The sequence below is a fragment of the Sporosarcina sp. So3-204 genome (assembly GCF_058068165.1).
In genome coordinates, this window is record NZ_CM176485.1 from 3,278,933 (window position 1) to 3,304,617 (window position 25,685).

The 25,685-nt window shown below is 36.8% G+C and carries 18 protein-coding genes; 3 read left to right on the forward strand and 15 right to left on the reverse strand.

Translation table 11 applies throughout. From position 1 onward, the window contains the following. Position 1: 1 nt before the first annotated feature. From AC3RV6_RS16155 to AC3RV6_RS16185, 7 genes are all read right to left on the reverse strand, one after another. Positions 2 to 1,639, reverse strand: coding sequence for a thiamine pyrophosphate-binding protein (locus AC3RV6_RS16155; RefSeq protein WP_489746990.1), 1,638 nt, complete (start codon positions 1,637 to 1,639; stop codon positions 2 to 4). Continuing rightward, positions 1,636 to 4,392 carry a bifunctional diguanylate cyclase/phosphodiesterase gene (locus AC3RV6_RS16160; protein WP_489746991.1) on the reverse strand — a complete coding sequence of 919 codons (2,757 nt, stop codon included), beginning with the start codon at positions 4,390 to 4,392 and terminating at the stop codon, positions 1,636 to 1,638. Before AC3RV6_RS16160 ends, AC3RV6_RS16155 begins: the two co-directional genes overlap by 4 nt. 322 nt (positions 4,393 to 4,714) lie before the next feature. Next, entirely contained in the window at positions 4,715 to 5,722 is a 1,008-nt protein-coding gene (locus AC3RV6_RS16165) for an ABC transporter ATP-binding protein (protein ID WP_489746992.1), read from the reverse strand. After that, complete coding sequence (locus tag AC3RV6_RS16170; protein WP_489746993.1) at positions 5,715 to 6,743, reverse strand: ABC transporter ATP-binding protein; 1,029 nt, start codon at positions 6,741 to 6,743, stop codon at positions 5,715 to 5,717. Before AC3RV6_RS16170 ends, AC3RV6_RS16165 begins: the two co-directional genes overlap by 8 nt. Positions 6,744 to 6,757: 14 nt before the next feature. Beyond that, positions 6,758 to 7,681, reverse strand: coding sequence for an ABC transporter permease (locus AC3RV6_RS16175; protein ID WP_489746994.1), 924 nt, complete (start codon positions 7,679 to 7,681; stop codon positions 6,758 to 6,760). Beyond that, complete coding sequence (locus AC3RV6_RS16180) at positions 7,681 to 8,616, reverse strand: ABC transporter permease (RefSeq protein ID WP_489746995.1); 936 nt, start codon at positions 8,614 to 8,616, stop codon at positions 7,681 to 7,683. The genes AC3RV6_RS16175 and AC3RV6_RS16180 overlap by 1 nt, the downstream gene beginning before the upstream one ends. A gap of 124 nt (positions 8,617 to 8,740) precedes the next feature. Next, positions 8,741 to 10,426 (reverse strand): peptide ABC transporter substrate-binding protein, encoded by a 1,686-nt coding sequence (locus tag AC3RV6_RS16185; protein WP_489746996.1) that lies wholly within the window; start codon positions 10,424 to 10,426, stop codon positions 8,741 to 8,743. Positions 10,427 to 10,786: 360 nt separating this feature from the next. On the opposite strand from AC3RV6_RS16185, the gene AC3RV6_RS16190 reads away from it, so the two are divergent. Further along, positions 10,787 to 11,062, forward strand: coding sequence for a hypothetical protein (locus AC3RV6_RS16190; RefSeq protein ID WP_489746997.1), 276 nt, complete (start codon positions 10,787 to 10,789; stop codon positions 11,060 to 11,062). A gap of 339 nt (positions 11,063 to 11,401) precedes the next feature. Beyond that, a complete protein-coding gene (locus AC3RV6_RS16195) occupies positions 11,402 to 12,247 on the forward strand; it encodes a DegV family protein (RefSeq protein WP_489746998.1) in 846 nt (281 codons plus the stop codon). Between the two features lie 291 nt (positions 12,248 to 12,538). Here AC3RV6_RS16195 and AC3RV6_RS16200 read toward each other — a convergent pair whose 3' ends face one another. The 8 genes from AC3RV6_RS16200 to AC3RV6_RS16235 all read right to left on the reverse strand — a co-directional run bounded on the left by AC3RV6_RS16200 (position 12,539) and on the right by AC3RV6_RS16235 (position 23,921). Next, positions 12,539 to 13,513 carry a N(5)-(carboxyethyl)ornithine synthase gene (locus tag AC3RV6_RS16200; protein WP_489749290.1) on the reverse strand — a complete coding sequence of 325 codons (975 nt, stop codon included), beginning with the start codon at positions 13,511 to 13,513 and terminating at the stop codon, positions 12,539 to 12,541. Between the two features lie 677 nt (positions 13,514 to 14,190). Beyond that, positions 14,191 to 16,608, reverse strand: a complete 2,418-nt coding sequence (locus AC3RV6_RS16205; RefSeq protein ID WP_489746999.1) for a S8 family peptidase — start codon at positions 16,606 to 16,608, stop codon at positions 14,191 to 14,193. A 114-nt stretch (positions 16,609 to 16,722) separates the two neighbouring features. After that, positions 16,723 to 18,006 carry an EF-P 5-aminopentanol modification-associated protein YfmH gene (gene yfmH / locus AC3RV6_RS16210; RefSeq protein WP_489747000.1) on the reverse strand — a complete coding sequence of 428 codons (1,284 nt, stop codon included), beginning with the start codon at positions 18,004 to 18,006 and terminating at the stop codon, positions 16,723 to 16,725. After that, positions 18,003 to 19,286, reverse strand: coding sequence for an EF-P 5-aminopentanol modification-associated protein YfmF (yfmF, locus tag AC3RV6_RS16215; protein ID WP_489747001.1), 1,284 nt, complete (start codon positions 19,284 to 19,286; stop codon positions 18,003 to 18,005). Before yfmF ends, yfmH begins: the two co-directional genes overlap by 4 nt. 13 nt (positions 19,287 to 19,299) lie before the next feature. Next, the gene (locus AC3RV6_RS16220) at positions 19,300 to 21,048 is read right to left on the reverse strand and encodes an ABC transporter ATP-binding protein (RefSeq protein WP_489747002.1); all 1,749 of its coding nucleotides are present in this window, start codon (positions 21,046 to 21,048) and stop codon (positions 19,300 to 19,302) included. A gap of 32 nt (positions 21,049 to 21,080) precedes the next feature. Further along, positions 21,081 to 22,847 carry an ABC transporter ATP-binding protein gene (locus AC3RV6_RS16225; protein ID WP_489747003.1) on the reverse strand — a complete coding sequence of 589 codons (1,767 nt, stop codon included), beginning with the start codon at positions 22,845 to 22,847 and terminating at the stop codon, positions 21,081 to 21,083. A 160-nt stretch (positions 22,848 to 23,007) separates the two neighbouring features. Next, positions 23,008 to 23,523: a hypothetical protein gene (locus AC3RV6_RS16230; protein ID WP_489747004.1), complete on the reverse strand. Its 516-nt coding sequence runs from the start codon at positions 23,521 to 23,523 to the stop codon at positions 23,008 to 23,010. Positions 23,524 to 23,576: 53 nt separating this feature from the next. After that, complete coding sequence (locus tag AC3RV6_RS16235; RefSeq protein WP_489747005.1) at positions 23,577 to 23,921, reverse strand: thioredoxin family protein; 345 nt, start codon at positions 23,919 to 23,921, stop codon at positions 23,577 to 23,579. 405 nt (positions 23,922 to 24,326) lie between these two features. On the opposite strand from AC3RV6_RS16235, the gene AC3RV6_RS16240 reads away from it, so the two are divergent. Next, a complete protein-coding gene (locus AC3RV6_RS16240; protein ID WP_489747006.1) occupies positions 24,327 to 25,652 on the forward strand; it encodes a sensor histidine kinase in 1,326 nt (441 codons plus the stop codon). Positions 25,653 to 25,685 lie beyond the last annotated feature (33 nt).

Here is a 25,685-nt window from a genome sequence, read left to right on the forward strand (position 1 = left end):
TTCATTTTCCAAAAGATGATAAAAACTTCACGCGGTCGCCCATAGGTGGTGTCGTATTATCTATTAAAGATATTTCTAAAATAGATGGACCCTTTAAATTAATTAGATCGTTAATAACATCTTGAGTCAGGTCTTCCATTGCTTCAATTCTTCTGCTCGGTATGTTCATTGCCGAGGCCATTGCTGCAATGTTTACCGGTTCCTGTTCAAATGCTGGATGAGAGCGTTTATACTGTAACGAGTGTCCATGATAGACCATCCCCAAACGCGCATTATTCATTACAACAAATATAATCGGCAACTTATTTTCTTTCGCTGTTAATATTTCCATTCCATGCATGAAAAAACAACCATCACCGGTAAGACATATCACCGGTCGTTCAGGTTCCGCTAGTTTTGAGCCAATTGCTGACCCTATCCCACTTCCCATTGCACCAAAATGCACATTAATATCAAATGAATCAGAATCTAGCACATTCATATGATGAATAACATATGCCATAAACTCGCCAATATCTACTGTATACCTAGTTCCATGAGGTGCATATTTTTGTAAACGCATCAATACATTTTTAGTGTTGTAATCTTCAATACTCTCTGGATCTTTCTTATGCTTTACAAATGAAGTACTTTTTCTCGATATGCCCAGCTCTTTTAATTCCTTTATCAATACTTCTAAACTTAAATTAATATCACCTAAAACAGGTACATTAATCTCATACTTTCGATTAAAAACCGATTGATCATAGTCTAGTTGAACGGTATAACGGTCTTTAGTAAGATTTAAATTCCAATTATTCGTTGCTGTCTCTCCTAAACTTGAACCCACAACTAGTAACGCTTCGCCATCGCCCTCATTTATTAATCTAGAGGCCTCTTCATGACCTGCAAAGCCGAATACACCAGCTAGAAGAGGGTGTGAATCTTGAATATACCCCTTAGCTTGAGGCGTTGTAATAATTGGCCAGTCTAGCATCTCAGCTAACTCTAGTAATTGCTCTACTGAGTTTCTTACTCCCTGACCAACAAAAACATAACCACTCCGCTTATTTACTAGCTCTTTAGCAACAATTTTTATTGTATCTATATTTGGAACAATTGGTGTTCTTTTCGTAGGTCCAGGTATTTCAAGACGCTCAATTTTATCGAGTTGGACATCAATCGGCATAGCAATGTGAACCGGACCAGGTACACCAGTCATAGCTATTTCAGTTGCCTTTATCACTTCTTTGAGTAAATCCTTTGAATCTGTAACTGTTACACTATACTTTGTCACTGATTTAAAAATTGATTCAGCATCTAATTCCTGGGAGGCATTTAAACCGACAGTGTTGACCGGAACTGCACCTGTTAAAAATAAAACAGGAATATGTTCTCGCATTGCATTTGCGGCACCTGTAATAAGATTTGTTCCACCCGGCCCACTGCAAGCTATACATACACTCATGTTGTCAGTATATTTAGCGTAAGCAACTGCCATATAAGATGCTGCACCTTCATGCTTTGTAACGATTGGTGTTATTTCAGGCATGTCATACAGTTCATCAAAAAAAGCATTTACTGAACCTGCTGGGATACCAAAAACATGCTTTACGCCACTAACTTTTAAATAATCTAATACCGCACGAACTGCTTTCATGAAAACTCCTCCAAATTAATCAGATATTTTTCTTCAAATTTTTCAGCCTTCATTGGTGCATCAAAGTAATAGCCTTGCATTAAGAAACATTCCCTTAAAGCTAGGAATTTCGCTTGTTCTTTTGTCTCTACGCCTTCAGCAATCACATCAAGATGCAGGTTATTCGCCAAAGTAATAATCGTACTTGCAATTGCCGAATTATCGTCATCACTCTCTAATTCTTGAATAAAAGATTTATCTATTTTCAATATATTGATTGGTAGGTTTTTCAGATATCCTAAAGAGGAATAGCCTGTTCCAAAATCATCAATGGCTATTTTTATTCCTAATCCCTTTAATTGCTCCATCGTTTGTATCGTTAATTCTGTATTTTTTATGATTTGATTTTCGGTAATTTCTAGACATAAAAATTCAGGGGACACCCCTACGCTTTCTAGAATGTTCTTTACGATTTGGAATAAATTATTTTGTTCAAACTGACGAACTGATAAATTTACTGACACGCTAATTAACGCATGTCCTTGTTCCTGCCATTTTTTTATTTGTTCGCACGCACTTTTAAGAACCCACTCCCCAATAGGAACGATTAAGCCCGTCTCTTCTGCTATAGGAATAAATTTATCTGGTGAAATCAATCCTTCTGTCGGATGATTCCATCTTAGTAATGCTTCAACACCAACTATAGTTTTTATTTCATAGTCAATTTGAGGTTGGTAATAGATTTCAAGTTCGTCACGATCTAATGCCTTATATAGAGCATTTTCAAATTTAACATTTTCAAATGTTCTAGTATCCATTCCAACTTTATAAAAGTTATAGGTATTACCCGATACTGTTTTCGACTGATACATCGCAATATCGGCATTTTTAATTAATGATTCTGCAGTATCGCCATCTTGCGGGAATAAACTAATACCAATACTACTATGAATGTGTATTTCATTTCCCTTTAAGTTAAAAGGTTTGTTAAATTGTTCAATTATATTATTAACGGTCTCTTCAACCTCTATCTCACACTTAATAAACGGTAAATATATGATGAACTCATCTCCACCTTGCCGAGATGCAGTTGCACCTTTCGGTATACAAGAACTAATTCGCTTTGCTACATCTGCCAACAGTAAATCCCCATAGCTGTGCCCCAACAAATCATTAACTGATTTAAAACGATCTAAATCCATGAACAGAACTGCCAATTTCCCCTCATGAATTTTAGCATAACTCACCCCTTGTTCAAGCCGATCTTTCAATAGAACTCTATTAGGTAAATTTGTTAAACTATCGTAATAGGCATGATATCTAATTTCCCCTTCCATCTTTTTCCTTTCCGAGATATCTTTAAAAGTCACGACATCCCCGACAATAATATCTCCTTCTTTAATGAATGATATTACGTATTCAACTGGAAAACTAGATTGGTCTTGTCTAAAAAAGTTAACCTCGCCTTTTTTCTTATTGTTTCTATTGAAAATGATACTTTCAGGCTTTCCGATTAGCTCGTTCTTTATTTTATAACCTAGCATGGATTCTGCAGCTGGGTTGCAGAACGTAATCACGCCATTTAAATCTAAACCAAATATTCCTTCTCCCGCTGAGTTGAGAATTAGTTCCTTTTCTCGACCAAGTCGCTGTAATTCTTTCATTGTACTTTCAAGTTCTTTATTCTTTTCTGTTATTTCCGACGTTCTTTCCTCGATAATTAAATCTTGTTTTTCCATATTTAATAAGTTTGATAAAGTAGAGGCAGTCGTATCAATAATAGATTGTGCTAACTGTTGATTAACTTTTGAATAATTAAGACCCTTTTCATGAAGATCCACAACAACGATAAGCCCCAAAACTTTCCCCATTGAAACAATAGGAAGAATAAACATAGACTGAATACCGAAGTTACGACAAACATCATGATTAACTCTTTCATCTGCAAAAACATCTGGAATGTGCATCGCTTTTTTATATTTGATTACTTCTTTAAATACTATATCATTTTCCTCATCGAACTTTATTTCATCGTGACTTTTTATCCATTCTTCTTCAGTCCAGTCACTATTTTTACTTAATGTTGTTGGCTTAATTCTCATCTTTGCCACAGGATCAAGTAAATGTAAGCCTATATTATTATTATTTAATACTTTCGCGATATAAAGAAAACACTTATTAATTGCCTCTTGCATTGAAGAACACAATGATAAGTCACGCGCTACATCAAGTAATAATTGCTTCTCCTTAATAAGAGCCTCTTTATTCGTTAAATGTTTGGCATTTTGAATTGCAACTGCAGCCATATTAACATATGACTGGACAGATTGAATTTCCATCTTCGTTAAATTCATCGGTATGCCATAATCAAATAAAAAAACAAGTCCGAATAATTCATTGTCACCGGAGATAGGGAGTACCAAAAGAGACTTTATTTGAAAACCCTCCACCGCCCTTTGATCCGGCCGATTATCCTTTGATGTATCCGGTATATATATCGTTTTTTGTGTTTCGATTACTTGCTTTGCTAATAAATCGTAATCAGTATCAATAACATGCATATCAATTGTCATACCATTAATAATTTCGGGTTTACCGACGAAACCTCTAAATAATCCATCTTCCTGAGGCAAATAAATCCCGACCGAATCACATTGAACGATTTCCTCCGATATGGCTGTTGTAACCTGATTCAACACTTCTCTTAAATCAAGCTTTGTATTAATTAATTTAGTTATATTCGCAAGTCTAAGGTACCTTGTTTGTTCTTTCAATCTTCACACCCCATATTCTTACTTCATCTATCTAGCTTAATGTAAATTTTTTTTGAATCTACTATTTATGTAAATCATACTTTAGCTTTCGTATGTGGGAATATACTCCGGTAATTTCGCTAATTATTTTTTAAAAGGTAAACTTTTCAACTGTAGGAAGTTCTATTATAGGAAGTTAATCTGACCTAACTTTACTTAAAAATTAAAACCTACCTAAACTCTTTATTCGACATTAAACGCAGTAATCCCTTTATTATAGAGTATTCATGCGCTTACAACAATAAAAAACAAGGCCCATTGCAATATAGCGGGCCTTGTTTCTCTATTTTTGTCTTACTATATATTCTTCATTATGTTCTTCATCATAAAGATGGCAAGCTACCCAATGTTCTTTCTTATACTCTTTAAGTTCGGGTTCTACTTTACTGCAAACATCCATTACGAATGGGCATCTCGTTCTGAATCGACAGCCGCTAGGCGGGTTGATCGGACTCGGTAAATCACCTTCAATGAGAATTCTTTCACGACTCCGTTCAACTTCAGGATCTGATATCGGTATCGCACTCAACAATGCTTGTGTATAAGGGTGCATAGGATCTTCATATAAATCATCACTTGTTGCTATTTCGGCCATATTTCCTAAATACATAACGCCTACACGATCACTAATATGTTTTACCATCGATAAATCATGAGCGATAAATAAATAGGTTAATCCCCTTTCTTTCTGTAATTTCCCTAACAAGTTGACTACTTGAGCTTGAATAGAAACGTCTAGCGCAGAAATCGGTTCATCTGCTACAATAAATTCTGGGTCTACGGCTAATGCACGAGCTATTCCAATTCGCTGACGCTGACCGCCACTGAATTCGTGCGGATACCTGTTTCCATGTTCACTATTCAAACCAACCGTTTCCAATAATTCATTGACTCGCGCTGTTCGTTCTGCTTTCGTTTTCACCAATTTGTGTATATCAAGACCTTCTGCAACGATATCTTTTATCGTCATTCTAGGGTTTAAGGAGGCGTAAGGATCCTGGAAAATCATTTGCATACTTCGATTAAACTTTACTAATTCTTTTTTCGATTTTTTCGCATGTACATCCTCACCCTTAAATATTACTTCTCCCTCGGTTGCCTCATAAAGACGCATAATCGCACGCCCGGCAGTAGACTTTCCACAACCTGACTCTCCGACTAAGCCGAAAGTTTCCCCTTTATAAATGTCAAATGTGATTCCATCAACTGCTTTCAAAACACTACCACGTTCAATATTAAAATGCTTTTTCAACTGTTTAATCTCTAATAACTTTTCTCGGCCTTTATCCATGTGTTCTCACACCTCCAACAACTGCCGAGTCAGGTATTTCCACTTTCGGCGAACGTTCATCTAATAACCAACAAGCTGTTTTTTGCGTCTCTGACAATTGTGTGTACCAAGGCATGTGAGCTTCACAAACTTTCATGGCATATGGACATCTTGTCACAAAAGGGCAGCCTCTAGGTGGATCAGCTAGGTCTGGCGGCGATCCTGGAATCGCTTGTAACTCCTTACCTTTACTATCCAACTTCGGCATTGAACCAAGTAATCCCCATGTATAAGGGTGTTTTGGGTTATAAAATATTTCATCGACATTGCCTGTCTCAACAATTTTGCCACCGTACATTACCGCTACCCGGTCTGCAGCATTCGCCACAACTCCTAAATCATGGGTAATCAGAATAATTGCAGTACCAGTTTTGTCTTGTACATCACGCATGAGTTCAAGTATTTGAGCCTGAATTGTTACGTCCAAGGCAGTTGTTGGTTCATCAGCAATAAGTATTTTAGGATTACAGGCTAGAGCAATTGCTATCATTGCTCTTTGTCGCATTCCTCCCGAGTATTGATGCGGATACTGCTTAATTCGAGTTTCAGGGTTTGGAATCCCTACCAGTTTCAGCAGTTCGATGCCACGCATATGTGCTTGTTTTTTAGATAGTTTCTGGTGCTTGATAAGACCTTCAGCAATCTGTGCTCCGATTCTCATCGTCGGATTAATAGATGTCATAGGGTCCTGGAAAATCATACTTATATCTTTACCGCGGATATTTTGCATTTGCTTTTCTGATTTCTGTGTTAAATCTTCACCTTCGAATAAAATCGTTCCCCCAGCATATTTACCTGGTGGCATTGGAATCAAACGCATTACAGAATAAGCGGTTACACTTTTTCCAGATCCAGATTCACCGACAATTGCTAGCGTTTCTTTTTCATGTAAGTCGAAAGAAACACCACGGACCGCCTGTACGTCGTTTCCGTATGTTTCAAATGAGATGGAAAGATCCTTTACTTCAAGTATTTTTTTCATTTATAGTCCCCCCATTATTTACGATCTTTCGGATCCACTGCATCTCTTAACCCATCACCAATGACATTAAATGCAAGAATCGTCAAGCAGATGAAGAATGCTGGAAAAAAGAGTTGATATGGATAATATTGAAAGGAGGATAAAGCATCATTTGACATCGTACCCCAACTAGCCCGTGGTGCAGGTACACCTAAACCAAGATAGCTCAAAAATGCCTCCGTAAATATTGCAGTTGGAATCGTTAATGTTAATGTTACGAGAATTGGGCCAAGTGTATTAGGTATGAGATGCCTTACGAGTAGCCTCGTGTTACTAGCCCCGAGGGAGCTAGATGCGAGTACATACTCCGACGATCTCAATTGCATAACCTGGCCACGCACAATTCTGGCCATACTAATCCACCCGGTTATTGTCATGGCAAGTATCATGGTCCATAATCCTTTCGGCATGATGACCATTAATAAAATAACAACAAGTAAATAAGGGACACCGTACAAAATATCAGCAATACGCATAAGGTATTCATCAACTTTTCCCCCAAAGAAACCTGCTAGTGCACCCCAAATAACACCTATAATTAAATCAATTAAAGAAGCCATTAGTCCAATAAATAAAGAGATTTTCGCACCATACCAAGTTCTTGCGAATACGTCTCTCCCTAGGTTATCTGTACCAAACCAATGGACGCCTGAGGGCGCTTTATTTGCATTCATTAAATTCGTTTTATCATAAGTATGTCCTGAGATCGGCTCACCAATTAGGGCCATAATTGCTAACAGGATAATAACACCAACTCCGAAAAGGGCCAGTTTGTTTTTCTTAAAACGACGCCAAGCATCCTTCCAAAACGATGTGCTTTCACCTACTATTTTTTCTGCTTCTGCATAATTTACTTCCAATCTTTCGAAATCTGAATTCTTAAGTTGGATTTGTGACATTAATGATTGGCCCCCTTTCCGGTTACTTTGATTCGTGGATCAATTAAACCGTAAATAAGATCCACTATCAGTATGGAAACGAGTAAAATCATACTAAAGAATACTGTAGTTCCCATAATAACGGTATAGTCGCGGTTTGTAATACTCACTACAAACTCATTTCCTAAACCGGGTATAGCAAATATCTTTTCTATAATAAAACTTCCTGTTAATATACCTGCAACTAATGGCCCTAAATATGAAACTACCGGTAATATCGCATTCCTTAATGCATGTTTATAGATAACAACTTGCTCACTTAATCCTTTTGACTTCGCTGTTTTAATGTAATCTGCACTTAAAACATCTAACATACTAGAACGCATAAGTCTCGCGATAAAAGCAAGTGGGGTTGTTGCTAAAGCAAATGCTGGTAATATCGTATGAGCAAAAGTTTCAAATCTAGCAATTGGGAGCACTCCCAATTTAATTGAAAATACATATTGAAGAATGGTTGCCATGATAAAACTTGGTACTGAAATACCAAGTATTGCAATAACCATCACAGTATAATCACCCATGCGATTATGCCTTATGGCGGCTATCACACCGAATAATACACCCAATCCTAAAGCTATGAAGATTGCCTCAAATCCTAAAATCAGTGAGTATGGAAAACTTCTCTTTATAATATCCATAACTTCTTGACCTTCATACTTAAATGATGGTCCAAAATCTAGTTTAACAGCATTTATAAGATACTTGAAATACTGTTCGTGAATCGGATCATTGAGTCCATAAGCTTCTTTCATTTGCTCTTCAATTGCAGGAGAAGTTTTTCTTTCGGAAGTAAATGGTCCCCCAGGAGCTAATTTCATCAAAGCAAACGTAATTGTTATAATAAAAAAGAGTGATAGTAAAATGTAGCCAATTCGTTTAAGCAAATATCTAGTCAAACGATAACACCTCCGTAATCCTAAGAAGTCTAATTGCTCTTTCTTTCTTATCTATTTAGACAAAAAATAGGAGGTGAGAATAAATCACCTCCTATGATTCTCTATAAAAGTCTACTAGACTTTATTACTTTCCGTCGATATAGCCCCACTTGTACTGAACTTGCCCTAGAGGTGATACTTCAACATCTTTAACATATTCTTTATTCGTCCACACGTTTGTGTAGAAGTAAACTGGTGCAATTGGTAACTCTTCCATGAAGATTTCTTCAGCTTGACGTAATAAAGCATTCCGTGCATCTGGGTCAGTTTCTGCGCGTGATTGTTTCAAAAGATCTTGATACTCAGCACTTTCCCAGTTGGTATAGTTATTTCCACCAATCGTTTCAAAGATTTCTAGGAAGTTAATTGAGTCATTAAAGTCAGCTAACCAACCCATACGACCCATTTGGAAATCTCCTGCACCCATCGAGTCAAGATATACAGCCCACTCTTCGTTGTGAAGCTCAATATCTACGCCAAGATTTTCTTTCCACATATCTTGAACCGCTTGTGCAATAGAAGCGTGTGCTTCACTTGTATTGTAAGAAAGCTTAACAGTTGGTAATTTATCCAAACCTAATTCTTCTAAACCTTTTGCTAGGTACTCTTTTGCTGTCTCTAAATCATTATCCTTAAAGTAACCTTTCGAATTCTCTTCGAAAATTGAAGGCGGTACTAATGCCATAGCTGGTTGTTGTTCAGCCTGTGTGATATTCGTAACAATACCTTCACGGTTAATTGCTAAAGCAAATGCTTTACGTATATTCACGTTTGTAAATGGCTCTTCTTTTACGTTAAATGCGTAGTAGTAGACGCCTGCAAGTGGAGATATATTTAAAACACCTTCTTCTTTATATGCTGGAATTGCTGCCAATGGGATTACATCTGTAGGCAGACCTAGCCAATCTAATTCTCCTGCATCATACATTTGTTTTGCTGTGTTTTCATCTTCAATCATCAACATATTAATTGTCTCTAATTTTACTGTTTCTGCATCCCAATACTCTGGGTTTTTCGTAAGAACAACTTTATCTTTATGCTTCCATTCAGACATAAGGAATGGACCATTTGTTACGTAATCATCAGTCAGGTCATTTGCCCAACCTGCATTTCCTGCAGTAACCTGATGGTTAACTGGGAAGTATGTGTAGAATGCTGTTAATTCAAGGAAATAAGCAGTTGGTTGTGCCAACTCTACTACTAATGTTTGATCATCTTCTACGATAATACCTACATCGTCTAGTGATCCACCATTTTCCTTAGCATCTTCAGCACCTTTAATCATATATAATTGGTAGGCATAGTCTGTGTCAACATTTGCTGGGTCTAATACCCATTTCCAAGCGTATTCGAAATCTTTAGCTGTTACAGCATCTCCATTTGACCATTTTGCATCTTCACGGATTTTGAAAGTATATGTCAATCCATCTTCAGACATTTCAGCACTTTCTGCCATTGCTTCTTCGATTACATCTTCTTGGTTTATACGCATTAAACCTTCAAATGTCTGATACAATACAGCACCTGAAGTAGTATCCGTTGCTGAACCTGGGTTTAGTGATGGTGGTTCTGATTTAATGTTCACGGTTAGTGTCTGATCTGAAGGTCCTGCTGCTTCGCCTTCATCTTTCTCTTTATCTTGGTCCACTGTTTTATCAGCTTCATCTTCTTTACCCTTGTCCTTGTCCTTGTCATCCCCACTACATGCAGCTAAAAACAAACTCATTACCAATACTAGAGCTAGTAAAAACGACCACTTTTTCAATTTCATGAATTAAAGCCCTCCCCTTTTTTGTACTATTCATAGTAAAGGCATTATTCGCCTTAAAGACTATCATACTATTAATGTGGCAATATTCCAACACTTTTAAGTATTTTATATTTTTAAAATATGATTCCCAGCTAAATAAAAACTGGATAACTGTTTTATAAATTTACTTACTAAAATTTAACAAATAAAAAAACCATTATATATTCAATGGTTTACTTTAAAAATTTTTACTACAAATTCACATTGGACTAAAATCTTTCAACTTATATAAGGGCCTGACAACGAATTGTTAAATTTACTGACTTGCAAACGAATTTTATCACTCGCACTCAGATTGCGCATGTAACAAAGGAAAATGTTATGTGTTTAATTGTTACTCGTCCGAGTACAAAAGATTATTTTTATGCGGCATTTAGTCAAGTCAGTTTTTATGGAAGAGATAATGGTATTGTGCTGAACGCTATGCTAGATATACTCTTGTATATCGCACGCAGTAGTACAAATTCCGCGGAAACAAAACAAGTAGTACTACAAATGAGTGAATATATTTGGAACCGCTTCAATCATACTGTTCTTGAACCAATGGACAAGGAAAAGCTAGAGGATAAACGACGCTTAATTTTTAATACTGTTTAATTTGATTTTTAGTTTAGGGCTTATATAATGTCAAATTAATTTCTTCCCGATCATACTCTAGTATGCATTCATTATCACCTTCATAACTAGAGTGTCTTCTTTTTTTGTTCTTCTCGTAGCCTAGTGAAATATCAATGTTTATAATACCTACTTTGCGTATAAATATAAACTTTTAGATAATAAGAAAGAAGCTATATATGTTCAAATTATGACAGCAAATTTAAAACTTCTTCTATATATGACAACTGTCACTAGTACACTATTAATCTGTAGTGTAAGTTATCGGTAGTAGATAGCTGATTCCGATATGAAATTTGTTTTTAGAGGAGAATTTTTTTAATGAAGAAAATAGCTTGGATTACGGATACAGCTGCGCAACTGGATGATGCTTTCATCCGAAAATATAATGTACATATCCTACCCCTTGGTGTTAGTTTTCCCGATGGATCATATAGGGAATCCATCGATATTACACAAGGTGAGTTTTACGATAAATTGCACTTATCAAAAGCTTCACCTAAAACCTCACAACCCGCAATTGGAGAGATGCTTTCTATATACGAAAAGCTGCAGTTAGAAGGATACGATTGTGCGATTGCATTACACTTATCAAGTGGACTTTCAGGCACATTTGAAAGCGCACAGACTGCAACCAAAATGACAGACTTCAAAGTCTATCCTATTGATTCAAAAATCGGTTCATTTCCAATGGTTAAAATGATTGAAATCGGCCATGAACTGTTGGCAAAAGGGAAAGGCGTAGAAGAAGTTATTGCAACCATTAATGAAACAACAACTAAATCGAAATTGTGTTTTATTCCTGCTAGTCTAAACCAATTACATAAAAGTGGACGCGTTTCTGGAACACAAACATTCTTAAGTAATTTGCTGAACATTAAAGTAGTCATTAATTTTGAGAATGGTAAAACTGTTGTGAAAGAAAAAGTCCGTTCAAATAAGCGAGCAAAAAACAAAGTGACTTCTTTACTTCTTGCGGATATGGATAAAGGTACTGTGCCAGAAGTTGCTGTTGTTCATTGCAATAATGTCCTTGACGCAGAAATATGGAAGAATGAACTGTTGCAAGATTTTCCAACTTTAAAAGTACAAGTTGTTTCACTTAGTGTTTGCGTGGGCGTACATGCGGGTGAAGGAACTACGGGATTAAGTTGGATTACTTATTAATTTTTTTATAAACTTCAAACAAGTGAGAAGGGGTACGAACCCGTAATGGTTTCGACCCCTTCTTACAATTGCGTTTAAGCATTTTTAGTTAATAATATCTTAATAGATTCACACTCATTAAATCAATTATTTATTTTCACTAGTTTCCTTAATGCACAACCAGTAAAGAGTACTTTCTTTTGTAATGACAAATAAACACTTAATTAGTATCTCATGCTAGGCACACAAAAAAGACCAGGGAGTCCCTTGCGGATTCTCTGGTCTTCTATATATTCTGCTTAATAGTTAATTTTATTTAACTAACAAACCCCTAGTTTCTCTAAATTCCACAATATTTTCATCAAGAATATGACCTTTTTCTATGACAATTGCTTGCCGAACCATATCTGACCAATCGCCACCAGAAAGCATATCTACCATTCCTGAGAACCCTTCACTTAACACTTTTGTAACTGTATGCGGAAACATTGCAGGCGTATTATCCACAGCATAATGAATAATTCCGTCTACTGTATAAACTGGATCATCAATGCTTGTAGGATGTGATGTCTCAATTTCTAAATTAGGATCGCAACTCACGTCAATAATCATGGCACCTTTTTTAAGGTTTTTTAAATCTTCTTTATAGATGATTCGATCTGTTCTACTTGTATCCCACATCACACAGTTTACGAGTACATCATAATTATTCATATTTTTTATGAATAAAGACTCCAATTTCCTGCCGTAGACGTCAACATCTGCTCCTAATCCATGGAGAATTCTTAAAGCACCTTTTGTAGTATGACCATTCCCCAGAATTGCAACCTTGGTATCATACGGCATCTTGCCACAATATTGGTAAGCTTGAAGAATAGCAGCTTCTCCGGCGATTTCTCTATTGCGATAGAAGATATATCTTCCACCTTCAAACATTTCTTCCCAAGCAATAACTGTATGATTTCCAGCTAAAACAGCATCTGTAAATTTAATATCTTGAACTGCATGTGCCCAACCAATCAACAGTTTGCCAGGAGTCAACTGATCAAAATAATCAGCGTCGCCTAGTTTAACATCGACGATTGCATCACATTCCAATACACGACTTCTAGAAACAACATTGGCGCCAAGGGCTTTATATTCTTCATCAGAACAACCTAAATCGATTCCATAACCCTCTTCAAAAAATAACTTTTCAACGCATTTAATTTGCGGTATGTCCTTGGGAAGTAACGCTCTTCTTTTTTCATTGTTCTTATGACTTATTACAAATCCAATTGTGTAAATAGTATAGCCCCCATATAATTAGTATTGAATAAAATTATTACCACGTACTTTGGCAAATAATAAATCTTTTATATAGAAGTACCATGTCAATCAATTTCATAATAGTGTTTTATTGCTACACCACCACAACATATAGTCGAGTTAGAACGTTCTCGAACAATATGTTGTTCGTTGTAGCAAGTTAAGGTAATTATGAAATTGACTCTGTAGAGAGGAATAAATCTTTTCATTGAAAAACGTTCAGGTTTACAAAGAATCTGAACACTCCTAATCTTAACATATATTTGAAGGTTTTCGCGATTTACGTACTTAGGTTCGTGTAAACACAAAGAATATTGCTCTATAAAATTCACATATAAGTCTTATTTTACTTTACTCTTATAAAATAACTTATATTTTCACAGCATAATGTCAATTGCTGAGGTACAGTCTGAAGCAAAGTTATTTAGTGGATAGGTATTTTCTCCACTATCGGAGATTTCCCATTCCAATATACACTTAATGTAAAAAATGGTTAATGGGATCTAAAATAATTTTAAGCTTCACTTTAGATGATAAAGACACTTTTACTCACTACAAGGTACATACGGGATGACTGTAGAAACTGGTGAGCGCATAGTTTTTGTTTAATTAAATCGTCTAGTCCTTCTGCAACCTACGCAGTAAATAAACTGTCATTACTTATTAATTCCTTGTTCTCCTGTAGCATAATGCAACAATTTTTCACCAGTATTTCCTGCGGCATCTGTAATAGATACTGTAACGAAATCCTTTCCAGCCTGATATGAATCTAGTTTGACTGAATATGTACCGTCTTGATGCAGCAAGAAAGGTACTCGAATACCTGGTTTTCCGTCACTAGTTACAATATACGAAGCGTGTAGTTTTTCATTCAAATCAAATCCATCGCCGATTTCTGTCAAAGCATTATTAAAATCAATGTATTGATCTGTTATTTGTCCTGAAATGTTTGAAGAATGGATTGAACCAGTTACTTTAGGATTTGTAGATTTAATAAAAACGGGTCCAATACTATTTGTAAGTGATGTAACTTTCGCCATTCCCGCAAAATCGATTGTATAGATTCTATCCTCAAGCGTCGTGTCTTCATTAGTCCAGCAAGAGGTGTATTTGTGGAGAATTGGAAATTTCCGTTTACCTAAGCTTAGCCCGTTATTATAGAACAAGCTGTCAATTGGCGCTTTCGTAAAATAGTCAATGATTTCAAGGGACGGGTAGGATAAATCACTATTAATTGATAACGTTACATTCACCTTAGCTTCCAATCCACCTGCGTTAAAGGATACGTCTTTCCTCGTTATACTAAATTCTTCAATGGCCGGTGTAACAATTGCTCCGTTGCTAAAGTCTGCTGCGAACGGTAGTGAGATTTCAACTGTATGTTCACAATTACTAATATGAATATAACCTAAGATTTCATCACGATATTTTGGGTTTTCATTTTTGGAAGCTGTTAACGTGACATGAAGCAAGCACTCACCGTTTAGTGTGAATGAAGGCTGATCGACCGTTATCTTTGCATGAGCAAATGGATGCGTTACATGAATTATTACATCGTAAACGCCACCGTCACCTTTTATATCTTTCACGATAATCGGTTTTGTAATTGAAACATTTTCATTTAATGTTAGGCCTCCGAAAGTAACTGCGCCCTTTCTATTTTCAACGATTTCTCCCTCACCATTTATATCTACTTCCTCTATGGTGTAAGCGAGTATTGTAGGATGGACAGCGGCATATGGCTGAACTCGTCCTGCTCCTTGATCAAATACATTATGCATTTTCGTATCGAGTACTTTAGCAGTATTTGAAATGGCCACTTTAATATCAAAGGGTGTCCAATCTGGATGGGCTTGCTTAATGAGTGCAGCAACACCTGCGATATATGGGGCTGCTTGGGATGTACCTGTTTCAATTTTGTATGCATCCTTATACGACGTTTCCGGATTTCCTGCACAATAACTTGGCATTGTGGAAAGGATTTCTGTACCGGGCGCCACAATATCTGGCTTAATATCAAAATTTGGTCTTGAAGGTCCACGCGAGCTTGAGCCATCTACTTCATCTGATAAAGTCGAGTTCCCCACAGAAATACCTAATCGAGCTGTTCCTGGAGCCCGCACCGATCCCCGAACCGATCCGGCATTTCCAGCAGTGCTTATAGCAACTACTCCGGCTAGGACTGCGTTGTTAATAGCAATGGACAATGCATGACTTTCTAAGTCACTGTCATCGCTCAACGAAAGATTAATGACATCCATCTTTTGGACAACTGCTTCTTCAATGCCTTTTATGATGGTGGATGTGTTTCCACCAGTATAGGCACCTAGTACGCGGTAAGCATACAGGTCAATTTTGGGAGCTACGCCTTTGACACCGTTCCCATTTTTACCGGCGATAATACCGGCAATATGGGTTCCATGATAGGTTTCGAAAGGAGCGCCAGTTGTCGGATACTTTTCAGGTGTTTCTTTTGGACGTTCGTCAGGGGATGTTTCCGAAGGATCATTGTCATCCCTTGGACGGCTATATTCCTCAGGGTTTGACTGATCGACAAAGTTTTTCCCACCCTTATATGCGTCTTTTAAATCGGGGTGATTTTTATCAATCCCTGAATCAAGCACTGCTACCTTTACGCCCTTTCCATCAATACCTTCGGCCCAAAGAGCCTTTATCTCCGAATAGATGGGATCAACTTCTGAATCAAAAGAAGCTTCGCTATGTGCTGAAGTCATTCCCATTGCCTTGGCCTCCAAATTAGGTTCAATAAAGCGTACATTTTTTATAGAAAGGATTCGATCTAAATCTTTTGATTTAATGATAATAGAAATGGCATTCAGCACTGTTCTATACGTAAGTATTTTTTTATATTGAATATTTCTTGCGTCCATTTCGTTAATGACTTGCTGTTGCTGTAAGTTTACTGCCGCTTCTACTTTCTCTGAGTCTTCCATAGTGAAATGGATTCCGCTCATTTCCGCCATTCGTTTTTGCAAGACAACCGGCTCTTCTGTTAAGTGAACGATTACATCTATTTCTTCCTTTATTGACGCTAGCTGATAGATATTGTGCATGATACGTTCTCCTTTTTTCTAGAAATGATTTTACTCCACTTGTAACATACTTATTTTCGACCTAACTTGAAAAAGGACCTTTTCAGGTCCTTTTTTTGTAAGAATGGTGAAATTTTATGAAGCAAACATCTTCGAAACAGACATCTGATCTTCTGTCACCCAATTCTTCACGAATGCATTCAGCTCATCCAACGGCATTTCTTGGATAGTTGGGATAAGTTCAAAGAAATCAAGTCCGAGACGTTCGTATCGCACATATTCACTGGCGATATACTCCAAGGAATTCATCGCACGAAGTAGTTGTCCGATTCTCTTTTTCTTCATGCGGTCAAAGGACTCCGCTGAAATCTCTAGATTGTTCGTAGACAGCAATAATTCTTTCACTTTAACTGCGAATGCCTCAGGATCTTCCGTGTTGCTTCCAATTATACTGTACCCATGATCCGCTTCTACTGCAGTTTCTATAAAGTATGTGCGGTCGATTAAACCTGTATCGTACAGCTCCTTGTAAAACTCGCCGCTTCCGCCAAAGTAATATTCCAATACCATGGACTGTAACAGAAGTCTTGATTGAAGCTCCTTTTTGTCTAGCTTGCTCACATATTCCTTGAGTCCAACGTTACATTTAGATGCTGAAACAGGCATATCGATTGTCGTTTCTTTTAGGGCGACTTCTTTTGGCTCTTCAGGCATAAAACGATGAATTTCTGACGGCTTTTCAAATGTTTTACTCGCTTGGTTCTCTTTAATTAAAGTCATGATTGCCTCGACTTCAAAATTACCTGCAATGAATAAAATCATATTATCCGGATGATAAAATGTATTGTAACTTGTGTATAAATCATCCTTCGTTATGGCATTGATTGATTCCTCAGTTCCAAGCACTTCATTTCGAACGGGATGATTTTTAAACATTGCTTGCACACAACCCATAGTTAAACATCTATCGGCTTGATCCAAATACATTTGCAATTCTTGAACAATAATACCTTTTTCCCGTTCAACTGTTTCCTCTGTGAAATACGGCTGTTGGACAAAATCGAGCAAAGTTTTCAGGTTTTGTTCGATATTATTTGTTGCTGTGAATAAATAAGCTGTTTCCGTTGATGATGTATACGCATTCGCAGATGCACCTTGCTTCCCAAAGTCTTCGAACACATCACGGTCTTCTTTTTCGAATAGTTTATGTTCTAAAAAATGCGCGACCCCTTCTGGTACAGTCACTTTTTCGCTCTTGCCAATTGGCGTAAATGTATGGTCAAGAGATCCGTAGTCCGTAGTAAAGAAACTGTAAACTTTAGACATTTCTTGTCTTGGCAATAAAAACACAGTTAAGCCATTTTCAAGTTTCTCCGTATATATCGTTTCATCAATCGTAGTGTATGCTAATTTTTTCATTCTGATTTCTCCTTGCCTGTTAAGAAATAAACCGTGTCCGCAACTACTTCATTTGCCATTTGGACGACGTCTTCTTTAGTGACCTTTTGAATCTCCAAAAGCAATTGCTCAAGTCCTACAGTTCTTCCACCTAATTGGTTTTGATACAATAATTCGATTAAACCTTGCGCATGATCCATAGCTTCTAAGAATTGGCTCGCAGTTAAGCTTTTGATTTCTTCCACTTCTAAATCTGTAAAGTCTCCATCTTGCATCGCTTGAACTTGGTCGTCAATAATGCTCCTTGTTTTTTCATAATCCGTTGAAGCGATACCGCTTGAAACGAATAAAAGACCATTATAACTATCAAATCCAGATCCGACGTAATAAGCCAAACTATGCTTTTCTCGTACGTTAATAAATAACTTCGAGCCAGGATATCCGCCGAATAAGCTGTTAAAAATTAACAAAGAAGCGAATTCGTCGTCTTTGTATGTGATACCCGTTCGATAACCTAGGTGCAATTTCGATTGTTGTAGATCTTGCTCCTCAATTATCTCTTTAAGCTTACCTGGTTTTTTATCCGGGCAGCTAGTAGTCGGGGATTGAACTTCAGGCTTATTTCGGTTGATAATTTTTTCAACTGTATTCGTAATTTTTTCTTCATCAAAATCACCTAAAATATAAATATCTAATTCATCTTCACATATTAATGACAGATGATAATCATATAAAGTCTCAGGTGTAATTTCAGCCAAGTCCTCTTCATAACCATGCGCATGAATCTGATATGGTTCACCTGCGCACATTTCATCTACCAAACGCATTTGTGCAAAACTATCTTTATCATCGATGATTGAACTGATTTGTTGTTGCAATGCTTTTTTCTCTCGCTCGACAACAGATGCTTTAAATGCATTGTTTTCCGTATTCGGATTAAATACCACTTCATTTAATAACGCAATTGCATTTTCGATAATCGAGGACTCATCGTTAATGTACTTTTGATTCGCAATTTCCATACGAACGCTGATGACATGATGATCCCCAACCTTAGAACCGTCAAGTGACAATGATGCACCGTAAAGATCATCCAATTTAAATTGCAAATCAGCCCTTGTTGGATAACTCTTTGTACCCTGTCGTAAAATATAAGGCAACAAAACTCTTTTCGTAATTGTTTCACGGTTCAATGGTGCTTTAAATTTCGCGACAATTGTAATTGTTTTATACTTTTTGCTGGGCACGATATGAAGGTTCAGACCATCGATTTCAATTTTCTTATCTATTATTGCATTCATTTGTTTTCCTCCTTTACCATGATAGCTTTTGCTCTTTCGCAAATTGAATATCAACCAAATCACGGTACAAATCATTGCTTTCAACTAACTGTTCATGTGTGCCAATACCATTTACTTTCCCATCGTCAATAACAGCGATGAGATCGGCTTTTCGGATTGTCGATAAATTATGGGCAACAACAATTGTTGTTCTACCTGTCATTAATTGATTTAATCCTTTTTGTACATTGCTAGATGTCTCTGCATCTAAGCTTGATGTCGCTTCATCTAATAATAGATATTTAGGATTTTTCAAGATTGCCCTAGCGATTGCGATTCTCTGCCGCTGACCGCCCGAAAGTTTAGAACCCATTTCTCCAACTTCAGTATCGAGACCATCAGGAAACTCAGTGATAAATGCCGAAGCATTCGCTTTTTCCGCCGCAGCCATTACATCCTCATCACTTGTAAGCGGATCAGATCCGTAAACAATATTTTCACGAATTGTTCCTGATAATAAAGGACTGCCTTGGGACACGTAGGAAAATGAATTCCGCCATTCATCAAGGTGAATTTTCTCAGCAGGTGTATCTCCAAAAATAATCTGTCCGACATTCGGCTTATAAAAACGCTCAATTAATGAAAGGATTGTCGTTTTACCACTTCCACTAGGTCCGACAAGCGCAGTTACCTTGCCTTCAGGTATTGTGAAATTGAGATTGGTTAATACGTTTCGATCTTCATAGCGGAAAGACACATTTTCAAGTTTTATATCGCCAGACGATTTTTCAAATACGTCCTTAAATGACTTTTCACGCGTCGGCAATTCGCTATCCGCATCGATAATTTCAGAAATCTTATGTGAGGCGCCTTTTGCCTCTTTAAGTTTTTGCCAAAACGTTCCATAACTGATGACGTTGTTTTGAATTCCGTTGCTGTATAAATAAAATGCGACCAGAGATCCAATTCCAAGTTCACCCTTCGCGGTTAAATAACCACCGTAAATCAAGATTAGTCCTGTGATCAATGCTTGAACACTTTGTAGCAATGGTTCCGCATATAAATCTACAAATGCTCTAGAAAAATCTGCTTTATATTGCTTCTCAATAACGATTTCACCTTGCTCAACTTCTGTTTTCTCTTTACCAAATGATTTTACCAACCGTATTTTAGGCAATCTTTCGGCAAAGAATGCGGTCATACCAGAATACTCTTTTTGTACACCTTCTTGAGCCCTTTGTGTAAAATGACCGACAACAAAAGAAACAATTAATATGTACGGAATAACGGGCAATAAGACGAGCGTCAGCTTTGTATCCATGCTCCACATAATCGCTATCGCACCAACAAGAGCAAACGTTGAATTGAGAACGCCCAAGAGCGAATTGACCGCACCGCTTATATGAGTTGGGTCATGGGTTAACCGACTAATTAACAATAATGATGAGTTTTTATTAAAGAAAGGTAAAGGCACTCGAATAAACTTTGACCATATTGTATTTTGTATATTTCTATTTGTTTGCGCTACAGCATATACACGAATAAACCCAGAGATGCTCACAAATAATGCAACTGCGATGGATAAACCGATAAACAACATAACAATTTTCTTATCAAAAATATTACCGCTCATTATTTCTCTTAGTACAAGTGGAGAACCTAAGGAAACTGTTGAAGTTAAGAGCATGGCAATAAACGTCAGTAAATATAAGCCCCATGGCAATTTAGATTTTAATACGAGACCGAAAAAGTCTTTCCAACTATGTTTTTTACTTTCTTCCAATCTTCTCACCCCTTAAAGTTCAAATTGTTCAATTAGCTCGTTGGAGAATTTGAATGCAAAGTTACAAATAACCGATATAGTTCATTTTCTTCCATTAGTTCTTCGTGTTTGCCAATGCCGCTAACCTTTCCAGCATCGAGTACAATAATTTGATCGGCATCTCTTACTGTAGTCAAATCATGCGCAATAACAATCGCCGTTCGACCTTGCATTAAATTATCCATTGCTTCTTGAACAACTTTTTCGGAGCGAGTATCTAGACTTGACGTTGCTTCATCAAGTAAGATAAATTGCGGATTCCTTAAAATAACTCTTGCAATCGCAATTCTTTGACGTTGTCCACCAGACAGTTTTCCGCCGCCTTCACCGACATCCGAATCAAAACCATGCGGAGTTTCTTGGATGAATTTAAGAGCATTCGCTTTTAGAGCTGCTTCATTCAACTCTATATCACTTACTTCACGGTCTACACCGTACATAATATTTTCTCGAATCGTTCCACTTAACATCGTGCTGTCCTGAGCAACATATCCAAATGCATCGCGCCATTCTTTTAAATGAAAGTCTTCTATAGGTGTATCGCCTAATTTGATTGAATTTGGATTCGCTTGATAAAATTGTTGGATTAGTGAAAGAATCGTCGTTTTTCCTCCTCCACTCGGACCAACAATTGCAGTGAGTTTGCCATGCGGAACGGTAAAGCTCACATTCGACAACACTTTCTTGTCGCCATAATTAAAATTCACATCATTAAATATAAGGTCTTGTTCTACATTTGTTAAGGTTTGCTTTCGAATATACGCTTCTTCTGGATGTTCCACGATTTGTGCGATGCGAGCTGTAGCACCTTGGCTTTCCTTCAACATGACATACAAGGATCCAAATGTCGCCAAAACGCCATACAATAAATCAACATAGATGAAATATGCGACCCACTGGGAGAGTTCAATACTGCCGTTCGATATGAGCCAAACACCTAACCCAATAACGAGAACGGATTGAATGACACCTAATATTCCAGTCATCGGATGTTCAATCCACGTAATGAGTCCTCTATTTACCGATGCTCTATAGAACGACTGAATATTCTTCTTGCCCCGAACATCTTCTTGCTGTTCAGTAACAAATGTTTTAATTAACGGGATATTTTGCAACAACTCGGATAAGAATTGTGTCAATCGAGCTAATTTACTTTGAACGGTTCTATTTACACTATAGCTCCATCGGCCATACCAAAAGTAAAAGCCTACGTAAATGGGTACAAAAATGGCCTGTGCTAACCCGAGTCTCCAATCATACGTAAAGAGAGTCGCGATGACTCCGACCGTCATGAATATAATTGAAATGAATGAGGGCACAATATAGGAGAAGATAATGCTGATTTTAGAAGTATCCGTTGTTACACGGCTAATCATTTCATTCGGTTTCACTTTGTCATATAACTTAATTGGCGAATGCATAAGCTGTTTCCATATTAAGTTCCGGTAACTTTTATCAATTTTATACATCGTGATTTTTGTAATAAACCTGGAGACGCCTGTCAGAACTATCCTTCCAACAATTACCGCAACTGCACCGAGTACTATTGCTCGTTGTACATTCCCTCCGACAATTTTTTCTATGTATTGCGGAAACATTAGCGTTAATGCTGACTCAGACAACATAATAACAGTAACAACAATGATCCAAAAGTAAGGCAATTTCGCTCTAAACAACAATTTAATAAAAGGTTTCCATGTTTTCTCTTTTGTATCGATATCTTTATTTACTATATGATCTTTCTCATTCCGCTTTTTCATGACAATCTCACCCCTTCGTATGCCGGAAATTACTTTCTCTAAAATCAATTCAAGTAAAAAGCCTTTAAAGATCAAATCAAGATAATTGGCCACATACCCCATACATCTACACCACTTTATTGGCAGATGCACAGGGAACGACCACTAAAAATTATTTATCTTAAAAATCTTTAAAAGCTTCTACAATTTCTTTGCCTTTATAATGGTCTTCATGATTCGCAAGTCCAAAGTTGCCATTCACTAATACTGGAATCGGAAATTCTTCTCCGCCAATATCGATTGTGATAATGCCGTCTGTTTTAGCTCCTGTATACTTCTCTTCATCATAATTAGGACCTTCTGGATCAAATAGATAAAGCTGAACTTCAATCTCATCTACAGGAATTAGAATACCTTTCTCTGCGCCTAGTGATTCAGCTACTCCTTCTACTTGCTCGACAGGATCGCCCATTTCAAAACCCATTGCTTCCATATAAATAATCAAATCTTCAAAGCCTGTTTCGCCCTCGGCAGCTGCACTCTCATCTGCTTTGTCTTCCTCTTTTGCTACGTCTTCTTTTACAACTGGATCTTTTTCTATATCTTTATCCGTTTCTTTTGCTTTATCGTTTCCACAAGCAGCAATTCCCAGAGCCAAAAGCATAGTGAATAAAATCAACATTAATTTACGCATCATTTGTTCCTCCTTTTAATTTACAAGCTATTCAGTACATGTTTGTCTATATTTTTTTAGTTATCAATCGCTTCGAGTGCCTCGAGTAAAGTACCCATTGTTTGACTGCCTAATAATGAGTTCAAAACTTCACCATTTTTAAGTATGAGTATCGTAGGGAATCCCATCACGTCGTATTTATTCATAACTTCATTTGAGTTAGCTAGGACTTCCTCTATGCTTACATAGAATTTTGTCATATAAATCTTACCTGCATATTCTTCAGATAACTCTTCCAGTAATGGTGTTAATGCGGTACATGCCCCACAATCATCTGTGTAAAAATCAACTAAAACCGGCATGGCAGATTCCATTACCTCTTGTTTAAAACTGTCTTTTGTTACTTCTATCATTCTAGACATCTGATCCCCTCCAAATTATTAATCTTTATGGTACAAATAAGTAGTATTGGGTATAAATATTCATCTATTGTTTTTTGGGCGGATCACTACTTTATACTTTCATCTTATCGAACGAACGTATACCTCCTTGACCTGTTTCAATATTCACTTTATTAACCCAAAAGTAATGTCCTAATTATCTTTCTTGCGTCTATTAATTTCAATAGCATTTCATTATCTGGGTAGTTTTCGTGTTTATCTGGGTATGTATTCTAACTATTCGGGATAACTGCCCAATTTTGATGCAGATGTTTATTATACTTTTTAACACCAATCTGCTGCAGAATGCATGACATGTTTTTTGAGACAACATCATAAATATGGTATAATGAGCTTTGTTCTTATTATAAAGTTATAGGTGATTGGATGGATTGGAATCTTGCTTTAATTCTTATTTCTATCGTCAGTTCGGCAATTGCAATACATACGAGTCTTTTAATTGGTTTTTCATTAGTAGAAGTAAACCTTTCTAAAATCGGAAGATACACTATTTATCTCAGTTTGACGTTTGGGGTACTCTATTACTTAGCCCAGTTAATAATTGACAGCAACCTACTTTTAATAGCCTTATACGCAGGTTTAATTCCTGTTATCGTTTTGCTTCTAAAAGTTCCTTTCTCACAAACGATTTTGGCGATTCTTCTAGCCCTTATATACGATTTAGCGATTATTAAACTATTCGCCCATAATTTGTTCGATATCGCTTTACTAAGCAGCGATGTATCCAGTGACCCTGTCATTCAAGTGGCGCTCACTGTTTTCGTTATGATGAGCAATATATTTATATCCTTAGTCGTGTACAGACAAGCGCCTGTTTTATTTCCAAAAAGATGGTTGTTTCCTTTAAAAGAGGGTGCACAATCTAATTTATACAAATTTCATCTTGTTTTCATTATTTTAATTCTAATATCCGTAAATCTCTTTCTTTATTACACGTACACTCAATTACTATATTTCACAATAAATTACCGAATTTTCGTCATGTTTTGGACGATCCTGACGTGTTTTCTCTTGTTGTTCTTTTCTAGAAATATTGTGGTGCATAATATTGAGCGTATCCAATTTACATTGGACAAGGAATATCAAAAAGATTTATTATCCTTTTATACAATTATTCGGTCACAGAGACATGACTTCAATATTCATTTAAACTCTATTTATGGGCTGATCAACAACGATAAATATGAGGAATCTCGTAACTATATCGAAGACGTCGCAGAAGAAGCACGGCAAATTAACGCGTTACTGCCTTTGCATCATCCTGCAATCGGAGCAATGTTATCGACCTTAAACATCATATCTATGCAAAAAGGAATTACATTGAACTTTCATCTACAAGATGATTTGGAAGACATGCCGTGCACGATTTATGAAGCGAATAAAATACTTGGAAATTTAATAAATAATGCAATGGAAGAAGTAGAACAAAATATAATAGAAAAACCTATAATTGAAATTGAAATATCCAAAGATCACGACTACATTCGGTTCGCAATCACAAATGAAACAAATATGACGGAACAGCAGTTGCAACATATGTTTGATCTTGGTTTCTCAACTAAATCGTTACATGAAGGAATTGGATTGCCGACGATTGCTGATATTATTGCTCACTACGGGGGAGTTCTATTTCCTATACTCAGCGATGGAAAAATCACGATGAATGCACGAATTCCAATAACACAAAATTGAAAGTATCACATATATACAGTGCGATGTTTATCA